The following is a 24,792-nucleotide window of genomic DNA, read 5'->3' on the forward strand; positions in this document are numbered from 1 at the left end:
TAAATTAGAATATCAATTTTGTATGTTTACAATGCATATATGTTTACAATATATACTTGTTCGACAATTATGTTCAAAATCCTCTTTAAAATAGAATCTAGTTCCTATCAATTAATGCAAATGTTAAATTTGCAGAACAAGCTAATTGATCTTCTACATAAGCTTTTGCCTCTGCCTTGCCAATACTTCTCCTAAAAGCTGTCATTTCAATTTCTATACGAATTGTATCCCCTGGTACTACCTGCCTTCTAAATTTACAATTATCTATTCCAGTAAATACACCTAGTTTCCCTTTATTTTCTTCCGATCCCATACATGTAACTGCTGCTACCTGTGCCATGGCTTCTACAATTAAAACCCCTGGCATAATAGGCTGACCTGGAAAATGGCCCTGAAAAAACGGCTCATTTATACTCACATTTTTAATACCTACTGCACTTTTTCCTGGATCCATTTCGATAATCTTATCTACTAATAAAAAAGGGTATCTATGTGGAATAAGATTTTGTATTTCAACACTATTTAATTCCATATATAAGCTCCTTCCAGTCAATGTATTTAGCTAGTGCATCCTTTTCAGAGTCTAACTGCCCCTCTAATAGCATTAATAAATAATTTAATCTTTGTTTTTCATTCATTTTCTCGATACCATTTAAATTAACCATCTGTCATCTCCTTATAACCTTATATTAAAACTCTTATAATCTATATAACTAAAATACATATTTCCATCTTCTATTTTTTTTAGAAAGTCCTAGCTTAACAAAAACCCAAGGTGCCCCATAGGTTGCCCATAGACCAACGGCTGCATACCTAATAACATCTGCTATTAAAGGAGATATTTGAATAATATCCGATGATGCGAATAACATCTTTAGCCCTGTTTTTAATCCAAATAGGCCTGCAATCCCAAGAATAAACTTAATTACTTGCTCTATAATGGAACCACTTTCATCAAAGTATAAATATCTCTCTTGTAACTGATAGCCAGAAAGAAGTCCTATAGAAAAACCTACAACCATACCCTTATCATGTCCTGGTAACATCAATAATATTGGAATCAATAAAAAAGGTATAATAAGTCTAAATACAAATGGAAGACTTCCTATAATATTAGCTATAGGCTCGTATATAAGGTTATATATTACAAGAATGATTGCTGCTAATGCTATACCTACTATTATGTCTATAGGATAATGAAGTCCTAAATATAGTCTAGATATAGACACTAAAGCGATTATAACAATAGCAAGAATTGTAACCCACATTCTTTTAAAATAATAGGAAGCATATAGCCATAATGCCGCTGTTCCTTGAGCATGTCCACTAGGAAAGGATGTTGATCCTCCAGTTGACTCTCCATATAGTATTCTAACCTGATCTGCTGGTGGTCTTGATCTACCTGTTGACCCTTTAATAACCGAATTAGTATAAGAGCTAATTAGGAAAAACATTGTAAATCGAAAAGCCTGTTTCTTATTAACGCACCAGTATAGAAAAGGTATAATTATCATATAGTATTCTGGATTTCCCATCATTGTAGTCAATATAAAAAATTTGTCTAAGAATTCACTTGAAAATCGTTGCAGCCACAAAATAAATGTAACATCTGACATAGAGATTCCTCCTAAATAGTATTCAGTAGATTATAATATATAGTTCTACAATTAATGTTCCTTTTCCTCTACATTTTTATAAATTAAACAAAAAACCTTTAAAGAATTTATTCTTTAAAGGTTTTTATTAAATTAATACGCCTTAATTTCTGTCCAAATACGATCATATTCCTTTAAAAAGTCACTTGGATCTAAAAATATTTCACAGTTTTCTATAACTTCATCAGAAGGATAAGCAACTTCATCGTTTGCAACTTCTTCATCTAAAAGCTCTAAAGTTCCTGTATTAGGTGTTGAATAACCAATATACTCAGTATTCTTTAATCCAATTTCTGGTCTTGTCATAAAATCGATAAATTTCTCTGCTAATTCCTTATTTTTTGTACCTTTAGGAATAACCATATTATCAAACCATAGATTACTGCCTTCCTTTGGTACAACATATCCTAAATCTTCATTTTGTTCCATCATAAATACTGCATCTCCAGACCAAGCTACAGCAAGTGCTGCCTCTCCGCCAATCATCATATCCTTTCCTTCATCCACAACATAGGCCATAACTAGTGGTTTTTGCTTAATTAGCTCTCCCTTTGCTAATTCTAGTTCCTTAGTATCCCTAGAGTTAAGAGAAAAATCTAATTTTTTAAGGGTAATTCCGATGGAATCTCTTTGGCTATCCATCATTAAAATTTGTCCTTTGTATTTCTCATCCCATAATATATCCCAGCTATCTACATCTTCTTTTACAACTTCTTTATTATAAAGTATACCTACAGTTCCCCACATATATGGAACTGAGTATTCATTACTAGGATCGAAATCTAAGTTTTTAAATTTATCATCAATATATTTATAGTTATCAATTTTAGTCATATCTATTTTTTCTAGCATATCTTCCTTTATCATACGTTCTATCATATAGTCCGACGGAATTGCTACATCGTAGCTAGTTCCACCAGCTTTAAGCTTTACATACATATCTTCGTTAGTAGAGAATGTATCGTATATTACCCTTACTCCAAACTCTTTTTCAAATTCTTTTAACACAGACTCATCTATATAATCTCCCCAGTTGTAAACAGTTAAAGTTTCCTTCGAACTAGAAGAACAACCCACTACTAAAGCTGCCATCATAGAAACTACTAGGAAGGCAATAACTAATTTAAATCTTCTTTTCACTTTTTAACTCCTCCTTTATTTTCAATAACAGTTCTTTTGTTAATAATTAAAAGTAAACCTAGTACTCCTAAAAACATTAGTGTAGATAATGCATTTATTTTAGGGTTAATTCCTCTTCTTGCCATAGAGTAGACAGCTATAGAAAGATTAGTAACCCCTTTACCTGCTGTAAAAAAGCTGATAACAAAATCATCTATAGAAAGTGTAAAGGCCATTAATGCTCCTGTAACTATTCCTGGCATAATTTCTGGCAAAATAACCTTACGAAATGCATAAAATGGTGTTGCACCCAAATCCATGGCTGCCTCGGCTAAATGTTTATTCAACTGCTTTAGCTTTGGTAAAACTGCCAACACTACATAGGGTATACAAAAAGTAATATGGGCAAGTAGCATAGATAAAAATCCTAATTCTAAATTAATGAATATAAACAATGTCATTAAGGATACACCTGTTACAATATCAGGATTTAAAACAGGCAAGTAGTTAAGGTTTAGCACCACTTTTTTACCTAAAAACCCCATATTATAAATACCCACAGCAGCTATAGTTCCAATTATTGTAGCAATAATCGCTGATAATAGTGCAATTACCATAGTATAGTAAAATGCATTTTTTATAGGAGCATCATAGAGAAGCTCTTTGTACCATCTTAAAGTAAATCCTCCCCATTTCCCTCTAGACCGGGACTCGTTAAAGGAAAAGGCAATCAAAGTGACTATGGGAGCATATAGGAATACAAATATTAAAAATGTATAAAACCTTTTAATAAATTTTCCTACCATAATCCTCCCTCCTCTTTTTGATCGTCGTATTTAGTCATAATTGCCATAGCTATTAAAATAAATACCATCATTATTATAGATATAGCAGAACCAAAGTTCCAATCATATACATAGGTAAACTGCTGTTCTACCAAGTTTCCAATAAGCATATACTGTCCCCCACCTAAAAGTCTTGGAATAACAAAAGTTGTAACCGCCGGCATAAAAACCATAGTAATACCAGATATTACTCCTGGTAGACTCATTGGAAAGATTACCTTCCTAAATACAGTAACCTCGTTTGCCCCTAGATCCCTAGCTGCTTCTATTAAAGTGTTATCTATCTTGCTAAGTACAGAATATATAGGCAGTATCATAAATGGAAGGAAATTATATACCATTCCTAAAACTACAGCTCCATTATTATATAAAAGATTTAGTGCAGGAAGATTAAGGGCCTGTAATATATTATTAATAACTCCATTTTTCCCTAGCAAAGTCATCCAAGCATATGTTCTAAGTAAAAAGTTCATCCACATAGGTAGTACAAAGAGAAGAACCATTAAGTTTCGCTTAGAAATGTCTGTTCTAGCAATAATCATAGCCATAGGATAACCTAATATTAAGCAAAACACTGTAGATATAAGAGCTAAGTTTAATGAACGTAAAAGTACTTTTCCGTAAACGGGCTCCATAAAACGTCTATAGTTTTCCAGAGTAAATTCTCCACCCTGAGATGTCAAACTAAAATAAAGAACTAGAATTAGAGGAACAACTATAAAAACTAATAACCATCCTATATAAGGGTAAGCCGCAGCTTTTTGTTTTATCCTCATACTACCTACTCCTTTTCATAATGTGGATTAAATCTGGGGCCATATTCATACCAATATGACTTCCCATAGGCGCCATAATAGTATCGTGGATTTTCCACTGTCTTTCATTTTCCTCCACTATCATTTCATAATGAACACCTTTAAATGTTGTAGAAATTACTTTGCCCTTTAACATACCCTTTTCCGGAGTAGTTATTTCAATATCTTCTGGCCTTACTACAACATCTACATTTGCATTATCCTCAAAGCCCTTGTCTACACAATCGAAGGTTTGATTTGCAAACCTAACTAAATAGTCTTTTATCATAGTTCCTTCTACAATATTACTCTCACCTATAAAGTTAGCTATAAATGCTGTCTTTGGCTCGTTATAAATGTCCTCTGGAGACCCTATTTGTTGAATCTTTCCACCATTCATAACAGCAATTGTATCTGACATAGTAAGGGCTTCTTCTTGATCGTGAGTAACATAAACAAAGGTAATACCTACTCTTTGTTGCATCTTTTTAAGTTCTATTTGCATTTCTTTTCTAAGTTTTAAGTCTAAAGCACCAAGAGGCTCATCTAATAGAAGGACTTCTGGCTCGTTAACCAAGGCTCTAGCTATAGCTATTCTTTGCTGTTGTCCACCACTTAAAGAATCTACAGTTCTTTTTTCAAATCCCTTTAGTCCTACAAGCTGTAGCATTTCTTCTACTTTTATTTTAATCTCTTTCTCAGAGATTTTTTTTATTCTAAGTCCAAAAGCAATATTTTCAAATATGCTCATATGTGGGAACAAAGCATATTTTTGAAATACAGTGTTTATTTGTCTTTTGTAAGGAGGTAGATCATTGATTCTTTTTCCTTCAAAAAAAACATCACCCGCCGTTGGGTATTCAAAACCACCAATAATTCTTAATGTGGTAGTTTTACCACATCCACTTGGACCTAATAGCGTTAAAAATTCATTTTTTCTAATATAAAGATTGATGTTGTCTAAAACCAATGTGTCGCCGTCATAAACTTTAGTGATATTTTTTAAATCAATGATATGTTGGCTCACCAGTCATACCCCCTTTATTACTTATAATCAACTTTTTGTTTATAATTAGTAAACTTTTATTACTAGAAATAAGTATAATGAAAATCACTATGCTATGTCAATGGGTTTTAGTAATTTTTAAAAAAATATTATTATTCCTTTTTATAGCAGATTTTTTCGTTAAAAAAAGTTCTCACTAATTAAAAGATTTATACTTTGATAGACAATAAAAAAGAAGGGTTTAAACCCTTCTTTTTTATTGCGGTGTATACATTCCGTGACTTTGCATATAGTTAAATATATCTTCTCCATGTTGTTGTTCTTCTTTTTGAATATGGTTAAGTGCTTGCCTTACATTAGTATCTATACATTCAAAAATAGTAGTGTCGTATGTACCAGAAACATATTTTTCTGTCATTAATAGATCTTCACAGAATTCCTTATCTTTTTGATTGGAGTTTCCAGATGTGGATGCATTTTGTATTTGCTTAATATTTTGCATTTGTTGACCACTTTGTTGCTGATTTTGCATTCCACTCTGTTGTCCGCCCTGTTGTCCACTTTGTTGACTACTCTGACCTTGTTGATTGTTCATAGCTGGAACCTGTCCATTAAGTATTTGATTAATTGTGTTTAAGTGCTGCTGCTCGTGCTGAGCATGTTTTTCAAACATTTGCTTTAGTTGAGGGTCTTGCGCTCTATTTGCATAATCGGTATATTTTTTAATGCACAATTCCTCATGGCTTTTTTGATCTTCTAAAAGCAATCTTTCTTTTTGTGTTAATGTTATATTCATATTAAACACCTCCTACTAAGTAGTTTGCTTAATAGGAGGTTTTTTATTCATGCTTTTTTTCTTAGTAAATAAATTCATCGTCTTTTTATCTTCTTGCGACACCAGTTTTTCTAGCTGCTTCTTCTACTGCACTTGCGACTCTTTCTGAAACCCTTTTATCGAATGGATTCGGTATAACATATTCCGCATTTAATTCATCATCACCAACGAGATTTGCTATTGCATAGGCTGCTGCTAACTTCATTTCCTCATTAATTTCCTTTGCTCTTGCATCTAGTGCTCCTCTAAAGATACCGGGAAAAGCTAAAACATTATTTATTTGATTAGGAAAGTCTGAACGGCCAGAAGCTATTACACTAGCTCCCGCTTCCTTTGCAACATGGGGCATAATTTCAGGAATAGGATTAGCTAGGGCAAATATAATAGGATCTACATTCATAGCCTTTACCATATCCTTTGTTACTATATCTGGTGCTGATACACCAATAAATACATCAGCCTCCTCCATAGCATCTTTTAAGCTTCCCTGCCTTTTATTTTTGTTAGTTATACTGGCCATAGCTTCCTTATATATATTGTTATGTGGACCTGAGTAAATAATGCCCTGTCTATCGCATAACAGAATGTCTTTAACTCCCATACCGTTAAGCATCTTTGTGATAGCAACACCCGCAGCCCCAGCTCCGTTAATAACAACAACTATATCCTCAAGCCTTTTGTTAACTATTTTTAATGCATTAATAAGTCCAGCAGTAGCAACAATAGCTGTTCCATGCTGGTCATCATGAAATACAGGTATATCTAGCTCTTTTCTAAGTCTTTCTTCAATCTCGAAGCATCTTGGTGCTCCAATGTCCTCTAGGTTAATTCCTCCAAAGGTCGGAGAAATTGCTTTTACAATATTTACAATTTCATCTACATTCTTTGTATCAAGGCAGATTGGAAATGCATCTACATTGGCAAATTCCTTAAATAATATGGACTTACCTTCCATTACAGGCATGGCTGCTTCTGGGCCTATATCCCCCAGACCCAACACAGCAGTACCATCAGTCACGACGGCTACCAAATTACCTTTTGCGGTATATTTAAATGCATTTTCCTTGTTTTCATGTATTTTTTTACATGGTTCAGCTACTCCGGGAGTATATGCTAGACTCAGGTCTTCATTGTTTGCTACTCTAATCTTTGAAGTTATTTCAATCTTACCAGCTTTCTCCTCGTGAAGCTTTAGGCTCATCTCTTTTACATCCATATCTCTAACCTCGTTTCTACAATTATAGGGCTGTATTAAGCGCCAAAAGCTCAATACAGCCCTAATTAATTACACTATTTAATATTTTGCTTTACTCCCCCTACATATACATCAAGTAGGTTCCATTCATCATCAATTACTAAAATATCTCCATCTTTACCAGGCTCTATAGATCCCTTAGTTTCATATACTCCAATATATTTTGCTGGATTTTCCGAAGCCATTTTCACTATATCACTAATAGATGCCTGTACATTTTTTACTACATTACGGACAGAACCAAGAAAGCTAAGCTCTAAGTCCTTAACGCTATCATAATCAGATTTACTTATTCGCTCTTCTGTTCCATCATCGTAAACTAGTTTAACATAGTCCCTGTCAGGAATAAATGTGCACTTACGAATATAGTGATGGAATGGCTCGGTAACATGAGCAAGACCTGTACAATCTGTGCTTAATATAATACCTTCTGGACCTTTTACCTTGTAAACAATTTTAAAGGCTTCAGGCTTTACAGTCATACCTGTTTGCTTACCAAACTCTGCGTACATATCATCAAAATACATAGCTGCACCTGCAGTGCCCAGCCTCCTATGGTGAAATCCTCTCATGCCACTAAAAGTATGTGTAAAACCACCTAGACCTAGGTCCTTCAGTCTTTCAATATCTTCAAACTCTGCTGCACTATGGCCTATAGAAATTTGAATACCTTCATTATTTACATATTTAATAAATTCCTCAGCTCCTGGTAATTCTGGTGCCATGGTAATTAATTTAACATTTTCTTTGCCAGCACTTTCAAAAAAGCCTTTTAATAGCTCTGTAGAAGGATTTAAGCAGTACTCTTCTTTTTGCATACCTTTATACTCTTTGTTTATAAATGGACCTTCTAAATGAAAACCTAAGGCCTGTGCGCCCTTGTCTGGACTCCAATTATCTACTGCCTTTTTCCCCTCAGCAAGATACCTATTTATTTGCTCTATAGAATCTGTTCCTGAAGTAGCTAAGTAAGATGTAACCCCTACTTTTACTAGCTCCCTAGACATATTTTCTATAGATTCCTTTGTACCTTCATACCAAAAAGACCCAGTTGCCCAACCATGAAGATGAATATCGATAAATCCAGGTATAATAACATTATCACTATAATCGATTATATCATCTGATGTAGCTTCATTATAAATACCCTTTATTTTTCCATATACTACTTCTAAATAGCCCTTTTGAAAACCTTCTGGAGTGTAAATATTCTCACAGTATAAATACATTCAATCACTCCTTTACTTTAATCCCCAATATTCACCATTAACTTCCATTAAATCATCTAGTACTGCCTTTGCCTTATTTGGATTTATTATAGTTCGGTTTAGAGTTAAGGCCTGAACTGCTTTTTGATAATTTTCCTCTAGGCACGCTTCTACTGTTAATTTCTCGTAAGCATATTGGTTTTCCAGTAGTCCCTTATAAAAGGTACCTACTTCGCCATAAGGATACGCTTCTGCTCCATTTTTAGTAAGTTCTCCAGCACATTCAACTATAGCATCCTTAGGTAGGTTTGGAATAATGCCTTCGTTTCTTACCATAACTACAAATACCTTTTTCAAATCATAAGCAATAGATTCTGCCACCTCTACCATCATGTTTCCATGAACTTGACCGATAAGTAGTGGTAAGCCATCTAATGAATTTTGTTCTCTAGCTTGTTTACAAATATCTAATACTTGCTTTTCTCTACCTTTTTTAGCCTCATCTGCCCTTGTAAATTCAGGGTTACTCTCTCTTACTATCTCGTCTGAGAAGAAATAGTATTGTAAATATGTGTTAGGCAAATACTCTGGGAAATGAGCCATCATTCTATTAACATTTTTGTAGGTTTCTAGCCAAGATGGATCTCTTTGCTCAGCATTAAATGGCTTAAATTCATGGTTTGTTAAATAATCCTTTAACTTTGGAAGTAAATCTTCTCCACTTGGTGTATGGTAAAGCTTTGTAAACCATCCAAAGTGATTTAGTCCAAAATATCTTGGCTCAATGTCGTACATATCTACATCTAATATCTTTGCAAAAGATTTGATCATTGAGTAAGGCTGATCACATATATTTAATATTTTTTTATCGTCAGGGAATACTTTGTCTAATGCTACAGCAACTATAGCAGCCGGATTTGTATAGTTTAATATCCAGGCCTCAGGCGCATATTCTCTTATTTTCTTCACCATATTTATCATAGGTGTAATAGACCTCATACCATAGGCAAAGCCTCCTGGTCCGCAGGTCTCTTGTCCTACTAAACCATGTTTTAGTGGAATTTTTTCGTCATGACTTCTCATTTCAAAGTTTCCAGCTCGCATTTGGCAAAATACATAGTCTGTACCTACATATGCCTTATCTTCATCATCTGTAAATAGAAGTTCTACTTCTGGACAATGTTCTTCCATTACTAATCTAATATAGTCCTTTTGAGCATCTATACGCTCTTTACTAATATCGAATAAAATTAGTTTTTTAAGAGGAAACCTCTCTTTATAATTAACTAGACTTCCTATTAATGCAGGAGTTCTTGTACTTCCACACCCAACTATTGTAACTATTTGTTTTTCACGGTTCATAATATTACTCCTTTCCATGCATGTCGATATACGTTATTAGAATATGGGTTAGTGTGTGTAAGCCAATTCTTGAAATCAAATCGTTATATTTTGTCTCCGTATCATCGGCAAAGCAAAACATATTATAATTAGCCAACTTTTGTAATGAGTTGCTAGAAAAAGAAGTTAATGCAATAACATCTATACTTCTTGCCCTAGCAGCTTTAGTTATAGTTAATATTTTCTCTGTTTCTCCAGATAGGGACATAACAAAGAGGGTTTCCTCTTTGTCAAGTCCTTCTCCTAATACGTCTATAAGATTAGGATCACTAATAAATATAGACTTCACTCTAAGCAATGCTAATCTAGAGCTTAAGAGATCTGCAATGGGTTTAGAAGCTCCCCTTGCAATTATATATACTATCCTTGAATTTATTATTTTTTCTGCAATAACCTTTATATTTTCCTCGCTTTGTAGAGCTAAGGTTTTAGTTACCTCATCTTGGATATTGCCTAATATATCTTCAAAGGATAGAAGCTCTTCCTTTTTCTTTTTGCTTTGAACATAATCTTTCACATAGTATCTAAGTTCGCTGTAACCATCAAAGCCAAGCTTTTTAGACAGATTAATAACAGAGGTTTTTGATACATATAATATTTCTGCTACCTCATTAGCTGTAAGATGAATTACCTTTTCTGGATTATTCATTATATACTCTATAATTTTTTTCTCAAGTCCAGTAAGCTCCGAATATTTTTCTGTCAATTTGCTTAGATTCACTATTTAGCCACCTCGCCCCGTAGCTGACGGTCTACGGCATTTTTAACAAATTCTACGTTTGGACCAAATACAATGTGTATATGGTTCTTCGTAGGGAAGAATATGCCAGAAGTTCCAGATGTCTTTAACTTTTCTTTATCCACTGTTTTCATATCCTTTAAATCTATCCTCAATCTAGTAACACAGTTTTCAACGTTTAGTATATTTGCTCTTCCTCCTATTGACTCAATTACAATTGCAGCAACCTCGTCATATCGCTTTTCCTTTAGCAAGGAGTTATATTCTACCTCATCTTCTTCACGACCTGGTGTTGGAATGTTCCACTTTTTAATAGCCCAGGTAAATAAGAAGTATGTGATGAAGAATAGCGGAATACCTACTATTAAAAGATTATACCATTTAGTATTTTCATACATTAGACCAAATATAGCAAAGTCAAATATTGTTCCTCTAATATATCCTACACCTGTCTTTAGTAGATACAATACAACTGCTCCTCCGGCTGCTAATGCAACATAAAGCACATAAAGTAATGGAGCAATAAATAGGAAAGAGAACTCCATAGGCTCTGTTACGTTTCCTAGGAACGGAGTAAGTACCATGGTTATAATAATACCCTTTACAAAAGGCTTATTTTTAGCATACGCTGTTTTATACATAGCAAGGCCTATTGCTGGAATGATAAATAATGTTACAAGCATTTGGTTTTGCGCCATAAATCTAGTTAAGTCTGGTAGCATCTCCCATGCTTCATGATTTGGACCTAGCTCAAATAAAATCTTGTTAAGAGCTGGTAATACACCTACAAAGGTTTCACCTGCAATTACATAGGTTCCTCCAGCTGGTGTAAATCTAAGTAGAGCACTCCAAACGTGATGAAGGCCGAATGGAATTAAAAGACGAACCATTACTATATTTAAAAATACTCCAAATGATCCACTTAATATAACAGAAGACATTGAAATTAATGCATTAGTTAGCATTTGCCAAAAGAATGGAATTATTAATCCTATAACCATAGTTACCCCAATAGAGATTATTGGAACAGATTTTTTACCACTAAAGAAAGCAAATGCTACTGGCAATTCCAGGTCATAGAATCTATCTGCTAGAATTGATCCCACAAGCCCACTTATAATACCACCAAGTACATCTAACCTTAAGGTTTGGATTCCCAACACCATGCCTTGACCCAATTGAGCCATTTGGTCTGCTGGTGCAAGATTACCTGTTGCCTTTAACCAAATATTGATTGTAGCATTTAAAATTAAATAAGATATAATAGATGAAAATACCGCTATACCCTTTTCCTTCTTAGACATTCCATAGGCTACACCCATGGCGAATAAGATAGGAATATTACTAAAAATAACATTTGAAATATCTCTTAAACTAGTTAAAATAAGTTGAATAGTAGGGTTGCCTAACATAGGAACTCGTTCAATCATATAACCTTGTACTAAAGCCCCTGCCAATCCCAGTACCATTCCCACCGGTGCCATAACAGCTATGGGAAGTAGTAAGGATCTACCAAACCGTTGAACTTCTTCACTAAATCTACTGCGTTTTGACAATTCCTTCACCTCTTTTATCAAAATATTTTGAAACTACCTTAATATTATATTCTCATAATAGCTATTCGAACACAATAGATATGCTATCTTTAGGACTATGTTACCTTCATTTGTCTACGGTAATTATTTATGACTTTGGTCTATAATTATGCTTTACAGTTGCCAACTCACCAAGCAGGCTAGGTCTTTCTGTACTATTAACAATAAGAACCATATCTTTATAGATCTACTTAACTAAGCAATTCAAGAGTTATTTTTGATATTTTACCTAAAAAATCCTATGTCTATTATTCTATATCTAGTAAATAATAAAGATATCTCATTTAAATTGAAGGTGATTATACAATGGATAAGGATATTTTTGAAACTACATATGATTATTTTCTTAAAACAGTATTCGGGATTGTTAACCCTGTAAAAAAATCAATTATTAAAACCCAGTGTAATGTACATAAATTTATTAATATTAAAGCTCTAAAAATTCTTAAAAATGATAGGTTTATGAATGAATATAACTTTTTCACCAGCTATATTTACTACATTAATAAAGGTGCCGTATGGGCTGATCAAGATTTTAAGAGTACTAATCATTTTTATAATCCTTATAAGAAGAAGGGGTTATATGGAAGAAGAAGCGCTATGGAACTTGGTGTAGATTATTATTCAAAGGCAATTGATCTTTGGGCAATAGGAGAATTTAATAAATCCTTATTTTATCTTGGAGCGGCTCTACACATTATTCAAGACATGACAATCCCACAACATGCTAACATTAGATTACTGGACAATCATAAGCAATATGAAACTTTTGTAAAGCGTACCTATAGATATGTTAGTGAGTTCCAAGTTAATACAGGTGCATATTTATTAGACTCAATAGAAAACTACATTAGATTTAATGCTCGTATAGCTCTTAAAACTTATAAAAGATTTAAACACATTTCTGAAGATGAAGAAAGATATTACCGCGTTGCAAGATGTGGTCTACCTTTATCAAAACGGACTACGGCTGGAGCTATGGTTATGTTTTATCGGGATGTATTTGGTTTTAATCATAAAAAAAATAAAACTCATTAAGTCATAAAAGTCCCTTTATAAATGTTATTGTTTAATATCATTGGGTAGATTATAATATTGTTATCTCTAAAGAAATTATTATATAAGCAAAAGGAGAATTTTTATGGCGAATTCAGAAAATAATAATCAAGATACTAACAATCCCGAGAGAAAAAAGATTAGCTTAAAAGAAGCTATGCAGCAAAAACTAGCAAGTAAAAAACAAGAACAATCCACAGGAAAGCACTCAGCTAATTCAGCAAAAAATAATATAAACATGAAAAGTCAGCTTACAAAAAAACCAAATACACAGCGTAGAAAAATGGGTGAATAAATTAAAAAGTCTTTTAGAGTAATCATTCTCTAAAAGACTTTTTAATTTATAATAATCTATTTTATGTTATACTTATAAGGTTTTTTCATTTTCATTAGGGCAGACAAAATCTTATACTATCCAAATATACCATTAATAATTAATAATGAAACCAACCCTACTGCCCATGCAATAGTTGTTGTTACGGACCATACTTTAATCTGCTCTTTAGCTTCTTTAATTCCTAACATACGGTTTACTACCCAGAAATAACTATCATTAAAGTAAGAAAATATTAGAGATCCTATACAAGCAGCTAATGCAGCAAATACAGGGTTAGCATCTAATGTGGCAATAATTGGTGCAGTTATAGATGCTGCTGTAATCATTGAAACAGTTCCACTTCCTTGTATTAAACGCACTAGGGAAGCTATTATAAAGGGAAGTAAAATAGGTGGTATATTAGTTGAAGCAATTAGATTAGCTATATGATTACCTGCACCACTATCCCTTAATACATTTCCTAAGGCTCCGCCACCACCAGTAACTAAAATAATAATACCCGCTGATTTAATTCCTTGCTCCATTTTTTCTATGGTTTCTTCTCTAGTACTTTTAGATGTTAGTCCATAAATTGCAACTAAAAGACCAATTCCTACAGCAATAACTGGCGCTCCTAAAAACTTAATAGCACTTATTCCTGCTCCTTCTAGTTCTAGTGCAGTCGCAACAGTGCTTAATAAAATTAATATGACTGGCACTATTATAGGTGCAAAGGCCATGAATACTGATGGAAGTTCTCTATCGTCCTCATCATGTTCAAAATTAGAGATTGATTTTTCATATTCTGGTCTAATCCATCCTTCACCATCTTCACTTGGAAGCTGATAAATTTTCTTTCCAAGCCACTTTCCGTATAATGTTCCTGCAATAGTCATGGGAATAGCTAAAACTATACCCCACAGAATAATACTCCCCACACTTACTCCAAATATTCCAGCAACCCCTACTGGTCCTGGTGTTGGTGGAACAAGGGAGTGGGTAATTACAAGTCCCAATGCTAGAGCTATACCTAAAGATACTACAGACTTTTTAGTTTTTCTAGAAATAGCCTTTACTAAAGGAGATAATATTACAAATCCTGAATCACAAAATATAGGTATTGAAACAATAAATCCAGTTATGGCTAAAGCCCATTCTTCTTTATCTTTTCCTAAGGCCTTAATAAAGGTTCTTGCCATCCTTTCTGCGGCTCCAGATGCTTCAAACAGCTCGCCCATCATTACTCCAAATCCTATAATAATTCCTATACTGCCTAAAGTTCCTCCAAATCCATCGGAAATAGAGCCTATAACACTTTCAGCCGGCATTCCTCCAATTAGTCCAGTAGTTGCCGCAGCAATAATTAAAGCTGGAAAGGCATGGATCTTTGTTTTCATAATCATAACAATTAATAAGAAAATACCAATTACTAAACCAAATATCATTTGGTTACCTGATACCGCCACATCCATTACATATCCTCCTTACTTTTTATATCTATATACTAGTGATGGGCCCATATATTTAAATTATCACTAGTATATTTTTTTTTTATAAATACAAGACTAACGATTAAAATTAGGTGCATACTTAGCTGCTAGTAAAATAGCCTCTTCCATACTTACAGAACTAGCTTCTCCTGTACCAGCAATGTTAAAAGCAGTACCATGGTCTACAGAGGTTCTTAAAAATGGCATATTGTTAGTAATGGAAATTGTTCGTTCAAAATCTACCATCTTAGTTGCAATATGGCCTTGATCATGGAATAGAGATAAAATAGCATCATAACTTCCCTTTAATCCAAAATGGAATACTGAATCTGCCGGTACAGGGCCAACTACATCTATTCCTTCTTGGCGGGCTATTTCAATAGCAGGCACAATTTCTCTCACCTCTTCATCACCAAACAGTCCATTTTCACCACTATGTGGATTTAAACCTGCCACAGCTAGTTTAGGATCTTCAATACCTAATCTTGCCAGTGCCTTTACAGATCTTTTTATATAATCAAGTACTCTATCTCTAGTTACCATATCACAAGCTTGTTTTAAAGATACGTGTCTTGAAAGAAAAAACACCCTTAAATTAAAAACTTGGAACATAGTTAAAGGATCTTCTGTATTTGTTAAATCTGCTAAAATCTCTGTATGTCCAATGTAATTAATATTACCAGCCTTTAAGGCCTCTTTATTGATAGGAGTTGTAGCAATAGCATCTACCTTGTTTTCAAGGGCTAGTTCGACAGATTTTTTAATATAATCAAAAGCAGCCTGTCCAGCCATGCCCTGAACCTTACCCATTTGTAAATTATCAATATCTACATTTTTTAGATCTATTAGGTTAAGTACACCTGAAACATAGTTTCCTTCCCTAACATCCTCTATTATGTTGATATCTAAATGTGTGTTTGTAAACCGCATTGCTTGTCTTAGGGTTTTTTCATCCCCTACAACTACAGTCTTAGAAACCTTATTAACTTCTTCATTTACCAAAGCCTTAACTACAATTTCAGGACCTATTCCTGCTGGGTCACCCATGGGCACACATATATATGGTCTTATCATTCTAAACGTCTCCTCTCTTTTTAACTTCTAATATACATTACTTACTAATATTTAAATGATATTCATTAGAAATCTTTGTTAATAAATACTCTACACTTTTAACAAGGGCTGTAGAATCTCCAATAAGTCCACCCTTTGTAATAATAGGTGTATTATCATACTCTCCATCGATTATTCTTCCATAGGCCGCAAGTGGAAGTACTTCATCCTTCACCTCTATACCTGAAGATTTAAACTCTTTACACACTGCAACAGTTACATCTCCTCCACTCGTATATAATCCTCCTATTGCAGCATCTTTTCTTTCCATAACCTTTTTAGCAATTTTAGCCAATCCATTAGAAATTCTTTGAGAAGCCTCATCCTCTGTAATTCCTAAATTAGTAGCATGTTCACTTAAATTTAGCACTTCATCTTCCCTTTGAGTAGTTACTACACCAACAATTTCATAGTTCTTAATATCATTAAATAGTTTTTCCACAACCCTATCAATTTCACTATTATAGGTGTCCTCATAAATTAGATCTTTAGCATTTACTGAAATTAATAATGGGTTGTACTTTAATCTAAGTTCATCTAATTGTTTTCTAGTAGTATTTGTTACACTCCCTACAACTAACATTACTTTTCTTCCTGGCACTTTTATTGGCTCACCAATTAATTCTTTTGCTAAAGCCGCAGTAAATGGGCCTGGGTCTACTGCTATTACATTTAACTTAGTAAGCTCAACAGCCTTTGCAATTTGAGATATATCTTCATTCGTTGTAGCATCAATTACTATAATTCTATTACCTTTGTCCTTTTCATCTAAAATAGATTCTCCTATGGAGCGAGCTCCCTTAAGGGTTTTGTCCAGTGGTATAAACCCTACTGAATATTTTGTCTGCTCTTTTATAATGCTTGGAACATAGGAATGATTAACAGGAGTCTTTGGATCCTTAGCTACGTCTGTTTTTTCTAAAGGTACGGAACTTACCATTAAATATCCTCCTACAGTTATCCTTGCTGAAGCAGGAAACGCAGGTACAACTATAGCTAGTTCTTGTCCTTTTAATTCATCCAATACTGCATCAATTTCTGCTCCTATATTTCCACGTAGGGTACTATCTATTCTTTTAGAAAATAACCCTACTTCTTTATCTTTAAAAAACTTAACTATATTATTTACACTAGAGTAGGCTTCTTCCTTTGAAATTCCCCTACTATCTGTAGTGGTAGATATAACATCGAAGTTGTCCTTAGCCTCTTTATAATGATTATCCAGATTTAAAAAGGTGGCCGTCTTAAATCCTTGTCTAGCTAAAAGCACTCCTGTAGCATTTGCCCCAGTTAGGTCATCGGCTATAATTACTACCTGTAACATTTAATCCCTCCTAATGCCATTATTCTTTCCCTAATATTTTTAAAAATATTAAAAACCTTTTTGGTACATTTTTCTAAACTAGCTTTACTTCCACATCTAGGTTCTCAAACTCTTGTCGTATTTCATCATCTATACCAGTATCGGTAATTATTAAATCTAGCCTATTTAACGAACATATTTTAGCAAAGCTAACCTTTCGAAACTTTAAACTATCTGCTACTAATATCGCCCTTTCAGCACATTTAATTATTTCTTTTTTCCACTGGGCCTTCTCCATAGTTGGAGTTGTAATTCCCCTTTGTATATCTATAGCACTGGCCCCTACAAAGGCAATATCAGCATTAATATTTTGTAAAAACTCAATTGCAGTATTTCCTAAGCAAGCTCCCGTATCCCTTTGTATAGTTCCACCTGTACAATATACTTCTATCCCATCATATTTTGAAATAAATGCTCCAATCATAAGATCATTTGTAATAATCTTTAAATTTTTAATGTCTACTATACCTTTGGCAATTTCCATATTTGTAGTTCCAGCATCTAAAATAACTATGTCTCCTTCTTTCACTAAGGAGCTAGCATACATACCAATCCTTTGTTTTTCCTCTATATTTTGTTCTGCCTTCTTTGTATAAGGGATCTCTTTTGTTAACAGATTGTGTAAAACGGCACCTCCATGAGTTCGTGTAATTAGTTTATGTTCCTCTAAATACTGAAGATCTCTTCTTATAGTCATTTCAGAGACCTCTAATATCCTTGCTAGATCGTCTATAACGACTTTCCCATCTCTATTTAACAACTCTATTATATGGTTTCTTCTCTCTGCTTGAAGCATATTATCCTCCTATTTGTTATATTGTAACAAATTTCATGTTATAATTAGTTGTTTTATGTTTTATTATGTTAATTATATGTTTTATTTTTTATTTTATCAATATATTTTTAAACTTTGCTAAAATAAAAAGTCCTTTAAAGAGGATCCTCTTCAAAAGACTTTTTATCTACAATTTAAGTAAATTATAAATTAGTATGGGTGAACTTACCATAGATATTAAAAAAATACCTATCTCTTTTGTATGGTATATAATCTAAATCTTTATAGAACCAATTCCTATTATTTAAATATACTATAGTATACTATATTCCTATAGTATACTATAGCGCTTTAAAGGAGGAGATTAGTTATGTACTATCAGCAACGCACATGCCCTATTGGAACGATGCCATATACTATTAGAGCTGGAGATACATTTTTTGCACTGTCTAGAAGATTTAACGTATCACTTGATGCCATAATAGCAGCTAACCCTGGTGTTGATCCAGATAGATTGTTTATTGGTCAAATAGTTTGTATACCAGGAACCACTCCACCACCTATAAGTCCATGTCCTACCTTAAGACTTGGCAGTATAGGTCCTTTTGTTACTCAGCTTCAACAGCTTTTAAGAAATGCTGGTTATGATCCAGGACCTATTGATGGTATTTTTGGATCTAGAACCCGAGCAGCAGTTATGGCTTTCCAAAGAGATATGCATATTCCTATAGATGGAGTAGTGGGTAGACAAACTTGGACTGCACTTGGTGTAAATTGTGGTGTTATACCTCCACCAACTACTTGCCCTATTGGAACGACCCCTTATATTATAAGAGCGGGAGACACATTCTTTAGTCTTGCTAGAATGTTTAATACAACAGTAGACGCAATAATAAGAGCTAACCCAAATGTAAACCCAGATGCTCTAAGAATTGGCCAAATAATTTGTATACCAAGAGCTTAAATACAATGGTCTAGAAAATATACCCTATTTTGTATTATCTAGATACAAAGGAAACTTCACTCCTCATAAGATCAAATTCTTTTATTCTAGGAAATCTAAAGTTCTTATTTGCTCTTTCAGAAGATAAGGTTTCAGAGTTGATAACTATCGGATGAAACAAAAGCTATAGGGATTAAAATTACTTTTAAAATCCACTATAGCTTTTAAATTTGTATATGTATGATTAAAAAGTTCTTAACTTACAGATAATAAACTAAATATTAATAGGACAAAAAAAAATTTCTACAAGCAACATGTCCCAATGGAGGAGAATAAATTGAGAATTGCTGATAAGTCTATAGATAGGTTTCTACATGATATTGCTACTAAACCCCGCACTCCTGCTGGAGGAAGCATAGCTGCCTTATGTGCTGCTTCTGCAGCTGCTCTTACTGAGATGGTGGCTAGACACACAATCAATAATAAGGATAAATCCGTAGACATTCTAGATTATATGGATGAAGTGATACAAATATGTTCCGCCTATAGAGAACAATTTTTAGAGGATATGGATAGGGATACACAAGCCTATAAGAATGTCATAAATGCTATAAACAGTACAGAAGAGAATAGAGAGGAATGCTATAAAACCTCAATAAATATACCTTTAGAAATAACTCATAGAGTGTTAAATATGGTTGGTATTATTAATAAAATCATTAAAGAAGGTAATGATTATTTAGTAACTGATGGAGCAGCGGCTTTACTTATTGCAAAAGCTACTATTACTTCTTTAATATATCATATAAAATGCAATTTAATTTTTATACAAGACAAAGATTTTTTTAACAAGATAACCACTGAGCTGGAATTGATAGAAGAACAAATAAAAATATATAGCAAAAATACCCCTTAGATGCAGGATCACTCCCTTATCTAACGAGGTATATCTCTTTAACAAGTTAATCTTAGCCACTTCTCCAGTTGGTATAGCTCCTTATTCATTATCAACTATATTAGTAATTTTATTTGTATTTCGAGATAACTGCTTATACAGCTCTTGTGCCAAACCTATACCTTGCCCTTTAGACATGCTTTGTGCCATCTGCTCGTCTTGCATATCTTCAAATATTTCTCTAGCATAGCTCTTTTCTGTTAAGCCATCTGTATTCATTCCACTTCTTGCTTGTTTTAGTATCATATTTATAAAAATACTCTCAAATTCTCTACAAACCTCCATAAGTTTTTGAGGATCATCTGTCTGTCTTATGTTAGCTGTTTTGTCTATTTGACTTAATGGGTTTATTGGATTCATATTAATCATCTGCTCACCTACATTTTTTAATTTATAGTTTATACTAATTTAATATTATCATAATTTCGTCTATCATATCAATTAATATTCACTATAATCCTATTTAATTTATGCTTCACTTGGAAGAAACAATCTAAAGCTGCTTCCTTTACCAACTCGCTTTTTACATTTATACTGCCATCAGATATATTCCTGCATATTAGCTTAATTAATCCATTTGAATTAGTGTATTCAATAGCATTATCAATTAAGTTTAACAGTATTTGCTTCATCTAGTCTTGATCGCCAATTATATTATTTAAATTATCGTCTACTGTAGCTTTTAACTCCATATTTTTATTCTGAACTGTAGGAAAAAGTAAATTTTAAACTTCGTCTAATTAGTTATCTTTTAACTATTTTTCCTACAAACCAATAGAAGCCTATACCTGCAGCTGATCCAGCACTATCAATAAAAACATCTCTTATCTGCGGCCCTCTGCCAGGAACAAAGGCCTGATGTATTTCATCACTGATAGCATAAATCACACATATTGCAAATGCTATTAAAATTCCCTTAGTACCCCTAGTTCCACTTGTTCTAATAACAGTAACTACTAACACTCCTAGAACTAAATATGAAAAGAAGTGGGCATTTTTTCTTATTAAATGATGTAATCTACCAATATTTATATCCGTTGTTCTATTTGGAACAATTTTTTCTACTGTTTCTATGACTATTCTGATTACTCTATTACTAAGCTGTTTTGATCTATTGGCAGGCTGGGCTGATGAAATAAAAATAATAAGCATCCAAAGTAATACTGCTATCATAAAAAACGTAGTAGTTGAATTTTTCTGTCTAGACAAAGATCTTACTCCTTTTCAATTTCTTTTACTCTATATTATATCCTATTTTACCTCTTAAATAATAGTAGTATTAATTATTTTAGAACTAGCTCAGTCAACCAAAACTGTTATATGAATGTAAATAAAAAAGATATAAAAAACTATCATTACCATTTTCAGACAATAACTATTATGTTGCTTCTCGGATAAAGGTTTTGTAGACAGTGCTAAATCGATTTGGCAATATCTGATTTTGCATCAAAGGTAGATACTCTTAACTCTAAATTTATAGAAGCTAAAAATAGATCTATGAATATATACTCAAGCTAGAGAGGAAATAAGGAAGTATCTGGTAAGTCTGAAGATATAGTTGTACAAGTTAAGCTTTAAAGATAGGATATATTTATAAAGAACTTCCCTTTCTCCAAATATATTCGATAAGGGAAGTTTTATTTTTTGCATAATGCCATTTTATGGCTACAGCAGGGTCAGGAGCTAATCATAGAAGGGGCAAAGGTAGTGAGATTGCTGATAGATCCACGAACCTTGTTATATTCATAATAAAAAAGATTCAATGCTTAGAGTTTTTTTACTTTGCATTGAATCTTGATTGGTGATACTTATAAAAAGTTAATTATATTTTTCATAAAGATCTTTTAAATATTTAACATCATCTGGACTTAATTTTTCCTTTAAGTCTTTCTTTATTCTACTTAATTCCTCTTTATTCACTCCACCAGAAGCAAGGCTAACTAATTCCTTTATTTCATCCATAGAAAGCTTACTAGTGAGCATACTCGTTACCTTTAATTTGTCCATAGTAGAAAAGTGATCTTCTATTTCTTTTAACTGTCCAGCAGTAAACTCATTACTTTTGCTAGAATTTTTGTCTTCAGCATATCCTTCTTTTTTACCTTCACTAGTATTATTTTTTTCGTGGCTTTCTTTACCAATATCTTTATCTTCATTCTCCAAATCATTATCAGCAATAGAATAATCTGTAACCTCATCTGTTACAAGTTCTAAGTCTAGTCCGCTTAGTATTTGATTACCTATCATTTTATCAAATATATAATTAACTGAAAAAGCTCCTGCTATCCCTACTACCAGAATAATGATAACTATAATTGCAATTACTTTTTTCATAGTAATACCTCTTTCGTTAGAGTATTTTTCATTATTTATAATAATATCATAAAAATCTGTCCTTTGAAACTATAAAAAATATGCAGCAAAGAGAAGTTTGCTTTATCCATTTCGTGATAAATGGATAATTAAAGCACTCAATATTTTTATATATGATCTAGTGCTTGTATTACTTCATCTATAATCCACTGAGGTGTTGAAGCGCCTGCTGTAATTCCGATTACTTCATGCTTAGCTATTTGATCCATCGGTATATCCCTTGCCGTCTCAATATGATAGGTAGCGCTTGGTTGCTGACTTTTACAAACTTCCACTAGCTTCTGAGTATTAGAGCTATGGTATCCTCCTATTACTAATATGGCATCTACTTTTTGAGCTAATTCCCGGGCTGATTCTTGTCTGTCTTTAGTAGCATTACAAATAGTATCAAATACCTCTACTACTTTTGCTTTATTATATAATTCCTCTTTTAAGATATTATATTTTTCTCTTTCCATAGTTGTTTGGACAACAATACAAAGTTTATCCACCATAGGCATAAGCTGAGCATCTTCTAGTTCCTGTATAATAAATGACTTATAATTGGCCCAGCCATTTACTCCAATCACCTCTGGATGCTTCTTGTTACCTATAATAGCAACAGCATATCCTTGCTGCTCATAATCGCTTACAATCTGCTGAATTTTTTTTACGAATGGACATGTATTATCTAATACATTTATTTTTTTCTGTTCTAGTATAGAATAGATTTCCTTAGATACCCCATGAGAGCGAATCAGAACAGTTCCACTTTCCACTTCTTCTAAGCCTTCAATAGTCTTAACGCCTTTTTCTTCTAGAGCATATACTACAGCTGTATTATGTATAAGTGGACCTAATGCGTATAGATTTTCATTGTTAGTATTATTATTAGCTTTTTCAAATGCAGCATTAACAGCCTTTGCTACCCCAAAACAAAATCCTAAGTGCTCTGCCAAGATTACTTTCATTAGTACACCTGCTCTTTCTTTTATAATGTAATTTTATTTAAATCAGTATGTATTATAATTCCATATTATATCATATCTCGACTTCTTTAGATGGAAAATAAAGATATACTGTCATATTCTATAAAATAAATAAAGAAACAGCAAATAAATTGCTGTTTCTTAGTCCGTTTAATTCTATTTCACCGATCTTAATACTTACAACTTAATTTCTGGTGAGTTGGTGACTGACACCGGTTTTTCCTTCTGCCATTTCGTTGAGTTTACCTCCAATGTCTATTGATATTTTACACTCTTTTCATAGAGTACTTCTGGATCAATATCGGCTTGATTACTCCATTCAATACTATCAAAACTCACTCTAACAGACCTAAATTTTTCCTTATCCTTTAACTCTTTAAAGATACCCTTATTGAGGTAAGGCTTCATATCAAATATTCTTTTTTCACCATTCTCAAAAGTTAAAAGTAATTGATAATCACTTAAAGGCTTTACATCTGTAATAGCTAAATACATACATAAAACACCTCCATTATTTTAGTGGATCAATTTTAAAAGGAAGTTCACTATTCATTGCTAGGCTCCAGTTTGCTAGTAATTCTTCCTGCCTTAACTCTGCCCATGCTAAAACAAGCTTCAATTGTTTACTTGGAAGATTCCCTTCCGTTAATTCACACGTGTTTATGTCAATTATAGCTTTATACTCTCCGTAGTATGCATGAAAATGTGGTGGGTTATGCTCTTGTGGAGCACAAAACATCCTAATTATTATTCCATAAAACATACTTATAGTTGGCATAATATCATCCTTTTTTATATTCAATATCATATATATCTTTATTATATCACAAATCGATTCTAAGAAAGAAAATTTATAGTAAAATGAAATTTTAAATTCTGGTTTTTTAGAGCGTGTAAGACTAAATTCCATATTATTAGAATTTACCTGTGCGCCCCTTTTATAGTACAATAACAGGTACAGTTGATTGCCTGCCTGTGCTGAAATAGG

The 24,792-nt window shown here is 33.1% G+C and carries 28 protein-coding genes; 4 read left to right on the plus strand and 24 right to left on the minus strand.

The genetic code is table 11. The annotated features are described in order from the left end of the window. Nucleotides 1-97 precede the first annotated feature (97 nt). The 13 genes from fabZ to HYG84_RS03570 form a co-directional block, all read right to left on the minus strand. Nucleotides 98-532 carry a 3-hydroxyacyl-ACP dehydratase FabZ gene (fabZ, locus tag HYG84_RS03510; protein WP_212380750.1) on the minus strand — a complete coding sequence of 145 codons (435 nt, stop codon included), beginning with the start codon at nucleotides 530-532 and terminating at the stop codon, nucleotides 98-100. Continuing rightward, nucleotides 519-665, minus strand: coding sequence for a hypothetical protein (locus HYG84_RS03515; protein WP_212380751.1), 147 nt, complete (start codon nucleotides 663-665; stop codon nucleotides 519-521). The genes fabZ and HYG84_RS03515 overlap by 14 nt, the downstream gene beginning before the upstream one ends. Nucleotides 666-713: 48 nt before the next feature. Then, nucleotides 714-1,616, minus strand: a complete 903-nt coding sequence (locus HYG84_RS03520; protein WP_212380752.1) for a phosphatase PAP2 family protein — start codon at nucleotides 1,614-1,616, stop codon at nucleotides 714-716. Nucleotides 1,617-1,748: 132 nt separating this feature from the next. Next, entirely contained in the window at nucleotides 1,749-2,750 is a 1,002-nt protein-coding gene (locus tag HYG84_RS03525; protein WP_249168740.1) for an ABC transporter substrate-binding protein, read from the minus strand. Nucleotides 2,751-2,791: 41 nt separating this feature from the next. Continuing rightward, nucleotides 2,792-3,580: an ABC transporter permease gene (locus HYG84_RS03530; RefSeq protein WP_212380754.1), complete on the minus strand. Its 789-nt coding sequence runs from the start codon at nucleotides 3,578-3,580 to the stop codon at nucleotides 2,792-2,794. Next, entirely contained in the window at nucleotides 3,574-4,395 is an 822-nt protein-coding gene (locus tag HYG84_RS03535) for an ABC transporter permease (RefSeq protein ID WP_212380755.1), read from the minus strand. The genes HYG84_RS03530 and HYG84_RS03535 overlap by 7 nt, the downstream gene beginning before the upstream one ends. A gap of 1 nt (nucleotide 4,396) precedes the next feature. Continuing rightward, on the minus strand, nucleotides 4,397-5,440 hold the full coding sequence (gene potA, locus HYG84_RS03540; protein WP_212380756.1) for a spermidine/putrescine ABC transporter ATP-binding protein: 1,044 nt from the start codon (nucleotides 5,438-5,440) through the stop codon (nucleotides 4,397-4,399). A gap of 235 nt (nucleotides 5,441-5,675) precedes the next feature. Further along, nucleotides 5,676-6,215 carry a spore coat protein gene (locus HYG84_RS03545; protein ID WP_212380757.1) on the minus strand — a complete coding sequence of 180 codons (540 nt, stop codon included), beginning with the start codon at nucleotides 6,213-6,215 and terminating at the stop codon, nucleotides 5,676-5,678. 85 nt (nucleotides 6,216-6,300) lie between these two features. Next, nucleotides 6,301-7,470, minus strand: coding sequence for an NAD(P)-dependent malic enzyme (locus HYG84_RS03550; RefSeq protein WP_212380758.1), 1,170 nt, complete (start codon nucleotides 7,468-7,470; stop codon nucleotides 6,301-6,303). 74 nt (nucleotides 7,471-7,544) lie between these two features. Continuing rightward, nucleotides 7,545-8,738, minus strand: coding sequence for an N-acetylglucosamine-6-phosphate deacetylase (locus HYG84_RS03555; RefSeq protein WP_212380759.1), 1,194 nt, complete (start codon nucleotides 8,736-8,738; stop codon nucleotides 7,545-7,547). A gap of 12 nt (nucleotides 8,739-8,750) precedes the next feature. Next, the gene (locus tag HYG84_RS03560; protein ID WP_212380760.1) at nucleotides 8,751-10,079 is read right to left on the minus strand and encodes a family 4 glycosyl hydrolase; all 1,329 of its coding nucleotides are present in this window, start codon (nucleotides 10,077-10,079) and stop codon (nucleotides 8,751-8,753) included. 4 nt (nucleotides 10,080-10,083) lie between these two features. Beyond that, nucleotides 10,084-10,839 carry a MurR/RpiR family transcriptional regulator gene (locus HYG84_RS03565; RefSeq protein ID WP_212380761.1) on the minus strand — a complete coding sequence of 252 codons (756 nt, stop codon included), beginning with the start codon at nucleotides 10,837-10,839 and terminating at the stop codon, nucleotides 10,084-10,086. Continuing rightward, nucleotides 10,839-12,413: a PTS transporter subunit EIIC gene (locus HYG84_RS03570; protein ID WP_212380762.1), complete on the minus strand. Its 1,575-nt coding sequence runs from the start codon at nucleotides 12,411-12,413 to the stop codon at nucleotides 10,839-10,841. Before HYG84_RS03570 ends, HYG84_RS03565 begins: the two co-directional genes overlap by 1 nt. A gap of 345 nt (nucleotides 12,414-12,758) precedes the next feature. Here HYG84_RS03570 and HYG84_RS03575 point away from each other — a divergent pair, with 345 nt between their 5' ends. Continuing rightward, entirely contained in the window at nucleotides 12,759-13,490 is a 732-nt protein-coding gene (locus HYG84_RS03575) for a zinc dependent phospholipase C family protein (protein ID WP_212380763.1), read from the plus strand. A gap of 103 nt (nucleotides 13,491-13,593) precedes the next feature. Beyond that, entirely contained in the window at nucleotides 13,594-13,803 is a 210-nt protein-coding gene (locus HYG84_RS03580) for a hypothetical protein (RefSeq protein WP_212380764.1), read from the plus strand. Nucleotides 13,804-13,919: 116 nt separating this feature from the next. Here the strand turns inward: HYG84_RS03580 and HYG84_RS03585 are convergent, their stop codons facing one another. The 4 genes from HYG84_RS03585 to HYG84_RS03600 form a co-directional block, all read right to left on the minus strand. After that, on the minus strand, nucleotides 13,920-15,296 hold the full coding sequence (locus tag HYG84_RS03585; RefSeq protein ID WP_212380765.1) for a GntP family permease: 1,377 nt from the start codon (nucleotides 15,294-15,296) through the stop codon (nucleotides 13,920-13,922). Between the two features lie 93 nt (nucleotides 15,297-15,389). Next, nucleotides 15,390-16,388, minus strand: a complete 999-nt coding sequence (pdxA, locus tag HYG84_RS03590; RefSeq protein ID WP_212380766.1) for a 4-hydroxythreonine-4-phosphate dehydrogenase PdxA — start codon at nucleotides 16,386-16,388, stop codon at nucleotides 15,390-15,392. A 37-nt stretch (nucleotides 16,389-16,425) separates the two neighbouring features. Then, complete coding sequence (locus HYG84_RS03595; protein WP_212380767.1) at nucleotides 16,426-17,751, minus strand: four-carbon acid sugar kinase family protein; 1,326 nt, start codon at nucleotides 17,749-17,751, stop codon at nucleotides 16,426-16,428. A gap of 73 nt (nucleotides 17,752-17,824) precedes the next feature. Beyond that, the gene (locus HYG84_RS03600; protein ID WP_212380768.1) at nucleotides 17,825-18,586 is read right to left on the minus strand and encodes a DeoR/GlpR family DNA-binding transcription regulator; all 762 of its coding nucleotides are present in this window, start codon (nucleotides 18,584-18,586) and stop codon (nucleotides 17,825-17,827) included. Between the two features lie 349 nt (nucleotides 18,587-18,935). Here HYG84_RS03600 and HYG84_RS03605 point away from each other — a divergent pair, with 349 nt between their 5' ends. Continuing rightward, a complete protein-coding gene (locus HYG84_RS03605) occupies nucleotides 18,936-19,529 on the plus strand; it encodes a LysM peptidoglycan-binding domain-containing protein (RefSeq protein ID WP_212380769.1) in 594 nt (197 codons plus the stop codon). Between the two features lie 316 nt (nucleotides 19,530-19,845). Then, nucleotides 19,846-20,424, plus strand: a complete 579-nt coding sequence (locus HYG84_RS03610) for a cyclodeaminase/cyclohydrolase family protein (protein WP_212380770.1) — start codon at nucleotides 19,846-19,848, stop codon at nucleotides 20,422-20,424. 81 nt (nucleotides 20,425-20,505) lie between these two features. Here HYG84_RS03610 and HYG84_RS03615 read toward each other — a convergent pair whose 3' ends face one another. The 7 genes from HYG84_RS03615 to HYG84_RS03645 form a co-directional block, all read right to left on the minus strand. After that, nucleotides 20,506-20,832, minus strand: coding sequence for a rod-binding protein (locus HYG84_RS03615; protein WP_212380771.1), 327 nt, complete (start codon nucleotides 20,830-20,832; stop codon nucleotides 20,506-20,508). Nucleotides 20,833-20,900: 68 nt separating this feature from the next. Next, nucleotides 20,901-21,095, minus strand: a complete 195-nt coding sequence (locus HYG84_RS03620; RefSeq protein ID WP_212380772.1) for an ATP-binding protein — start codon at nucleotides 21,093-21,095, stop codon at nucleotides 20,901-20,903. A gap of 112 nt (nucleotides 21,096-21,207) precedes the next feature. Next, nucleotides 21,208-21,672, minus strand: a complete 465-nt coding sequence (locus tag HYG84_RS03625) for a VanZ family protein (protein WP_249168704.1) — start codon at nucleotides 21,670-21,672, stop codon at nucleotides 21,208-21,210. 609 nt (nucleotides 21,673-22,281) lie between these two features. Further along, nucleotides 22,282-22,797: a hypothetical protein gene (locus tag HYG84_RS03630; RefSeq protein ID WP_212380773.1), complete on the minus strand. Its 516-nt coding sequence runs from the start codon at nucleotides 22,795-22,797 to the stop codon at nucleotides 22,282-22,284. A 146-nt stretch (nucleotides 22,798-22,943) separates the two neighbouring features. Beyond that, complete coding sequence (ispH, locus tag HYG84_RS03635) at nucleotides 22,944-23,786, minus strand: 4-hydroxy-3-methylbut-2-enyl diphosphate reductase (protein WP_212380774.1); 843 nt, start codon at nucleotides 23,784-23,786, stop codon at nucleotides 22,944-22,946. Between the two features lie 273 nt (nucleotides 23,787-24,059). Continuing rightward, entirely contained in the window at nucleotides 24,060-24,299 is a 240-nt protein-coding gene (locus HYG84_RS03640) for a DUF2442 domain-containing protein (RefSeq protein ID WP_212380775.1), read from the minus strand. 16 nt (nucleotides 24,300-24,315) lie between these two features. Next, nucleotides 24,316-24,714, minus strand: a complete 399-nt coding sequence (locus HYG84_RS03645) for a DUF4160 domain-containing protein (RefSeq protein ID WP_330655566.1) — start codon at nucleotides 24,712-24,714, stop codon at nucleotides 24,316-24,318. Nucleotides 24,715-24,792: the final 78 nt, after the last annotated feature.

Source organism: Alkaliphilus sp. B6464, from assembly GCF_018141165.1.
In the GTDB taxonomy this organism is placed as follows: Bacteria; Bacillota; Clostridia; order Peptostreptococcales; family Natronincolaceae; genus Alkaliphilus_B.

Excerpts from the sequence above, each read along its gene's own strand:
- fabZ (WP_212380750.1), bottom strand. The coding sequence starts at position 532 with ATGGAATTAAATAGTGTTGAAATACAAAATCTTATTCCACATAGATAC.
- HYG84_RS03515 (WP_212380751.1), bottom strand. The coding sequence starts at position 665 with ATGGTTAATTTAAATGGTATCGAGAAAATGAATGAAAAACAAAGATTA.
- HYG84_RS03520 (WP_212380752.1), bottom strand. The coding sequence starts at position 1,616 with ATGTCAGATGTTACATTTATTTTGTGGCTGCAACGATTTTCAAGTGAA.
- HYG84_RS03525 (WP_249168740.1), bottom strand. The coding sequence starts at position 2,750 with ATGATGGCAGCTTTAGTAGTGGGTTGTTCTTCTAGTTCGAAGGAAACT.
- HYG84_RS03530 (WP_212380754.1), bottom strand. The coding sequence starts at position 3,580 with ATGGTAGGAAAATTTATTAAAAGGTTTTATACATTTTTAATATTTGTA.
- HYG84_RS03535 (WP_212380755.1), bottom strand. The coding sequence starts at position 4,395 with ATGAGGATAAAACAAAAAGCTGCGGCTTACCCTTATATAGGATGGTTA.
- HYG84_RS03545 (WP_212380757.1), bottom strand. The coding sequence starts at position 6,215 with ATGAATATAACATTAACACAAAAAGAAAGATTGCTTTTAGAAGATCAA.
- HYG84_RS03550 (WP_212380758.1), bottom strand. The coding sequence starts at position 7,470 with ATGGATGTAAAAGAGATGAGCCTAAAGCTTCACGAGGAGAAAGCTGGT.
- HYG84_RS03555 (WP_212380759.1), bottom strand. The coding sequence starts at position 8,738 with ATGTATTTATACTGTGAGAATATTTACACTCCAGAAGGTTTTCAAAAG.
- HYG84_RS03560 (WP_212380760.1), bottom strand. The coding sequence starts at position 10,079 with ATGAACCGTGAAAAACAAATAGTTACAATAGTTGGGTGTGGAAGTACA.
- HYG84_RS03575 (WP_212380763.1), top strand. The coding sequence starts at position 12,759 with ATGGATAAGGATATTTTTGAAACTACATATGATTATTTTCTTAAAACA.
- HYG84_RS03580 (WP_212380764.1), top strand. The coding sequence starts at position 13,594 with ATGGCGAATTCAGAAAATAATAATCAAGATACTAACAATCCCGAGAGA.
- HYG84_RS03585 (WP_212380765.1), bottom strand. The coding sequence starts at position 15,296 with ATGGATGTGGCGGTATCAGGTAACCAAATGATATTTGGTTTAGTAATT.
- pdxA (WP_212380766.1), bottom strand. The coding sequence starts at position 16,388 with ATGATAAGACCATATATATGTGTGCCCATGGGTGACCCAGCAGGAATA.
- HYG84_RS03595 (WP_212380767.1), bottom strand. The coding sequence starts at position 17,751 with ATGTTACAGGTAGTAATTATAGCCGATGACCTAACTGGGGCAAATGCT.
- HYG84_RS03600 (WP_212380768.1), bottom strand. The coding sequence starts at position 18,586 with ATGCTTCAAGCAGAGAGAAGAAACCATATAATAGAGTTGTTAAATAGA.
- HYG84_RS03605 (WP_212380769.1), top strand. The coding sequence starts at position 18,936 with ATGTACTATCAGCAACGCACATGCCCTATTGGAACGATGCCATATACT.
- HYG84_RS03615 (WP_212380771.1), bottom strand. The coding sequence starts at position 20,832 with ATGATTAATATGAATCCAATAAACCCATTAAGTCAAATAGACAAAACA.
- HYG84_RS03620 (WP_212380772.1), bottom strand. The coding sequence starts at position 21,095 with ATGAAGCAAATACTGTTAAACTTAATTGATAATGCTATTGAATACACT.
- HYG84_RS03630 (WP_212380773.1), bottom strand. The coding sequence starts at position 22,797 with ATGAAAAAAGTAATTGCAATTATAGTTATCATTATTCTGGTAGTAGGG.
- ispH (WP_212380774.1), bottom strand. The coding sequence starts at position 23,786 with ATGAAAGTAATCTTGGCAGAGCACTTAGGATTTTGTTTTGGGGTAGCA.
- HYG84_RS03640 (WP_212380775.1), bottom strand. The coding sequence starts at position 24,299 with ATGTATTTAGCTATTACAGATGTAAAGCCTTTAAGTGATTATCAATTA.
- HYG84_RS03645 (WP_330655566.1), bottom strand. The coding sequence starts at position 24,714 with ATGGAATTTAGTCTTACACGCTCTAAAAAACCAGAATTTAAAATTTCA.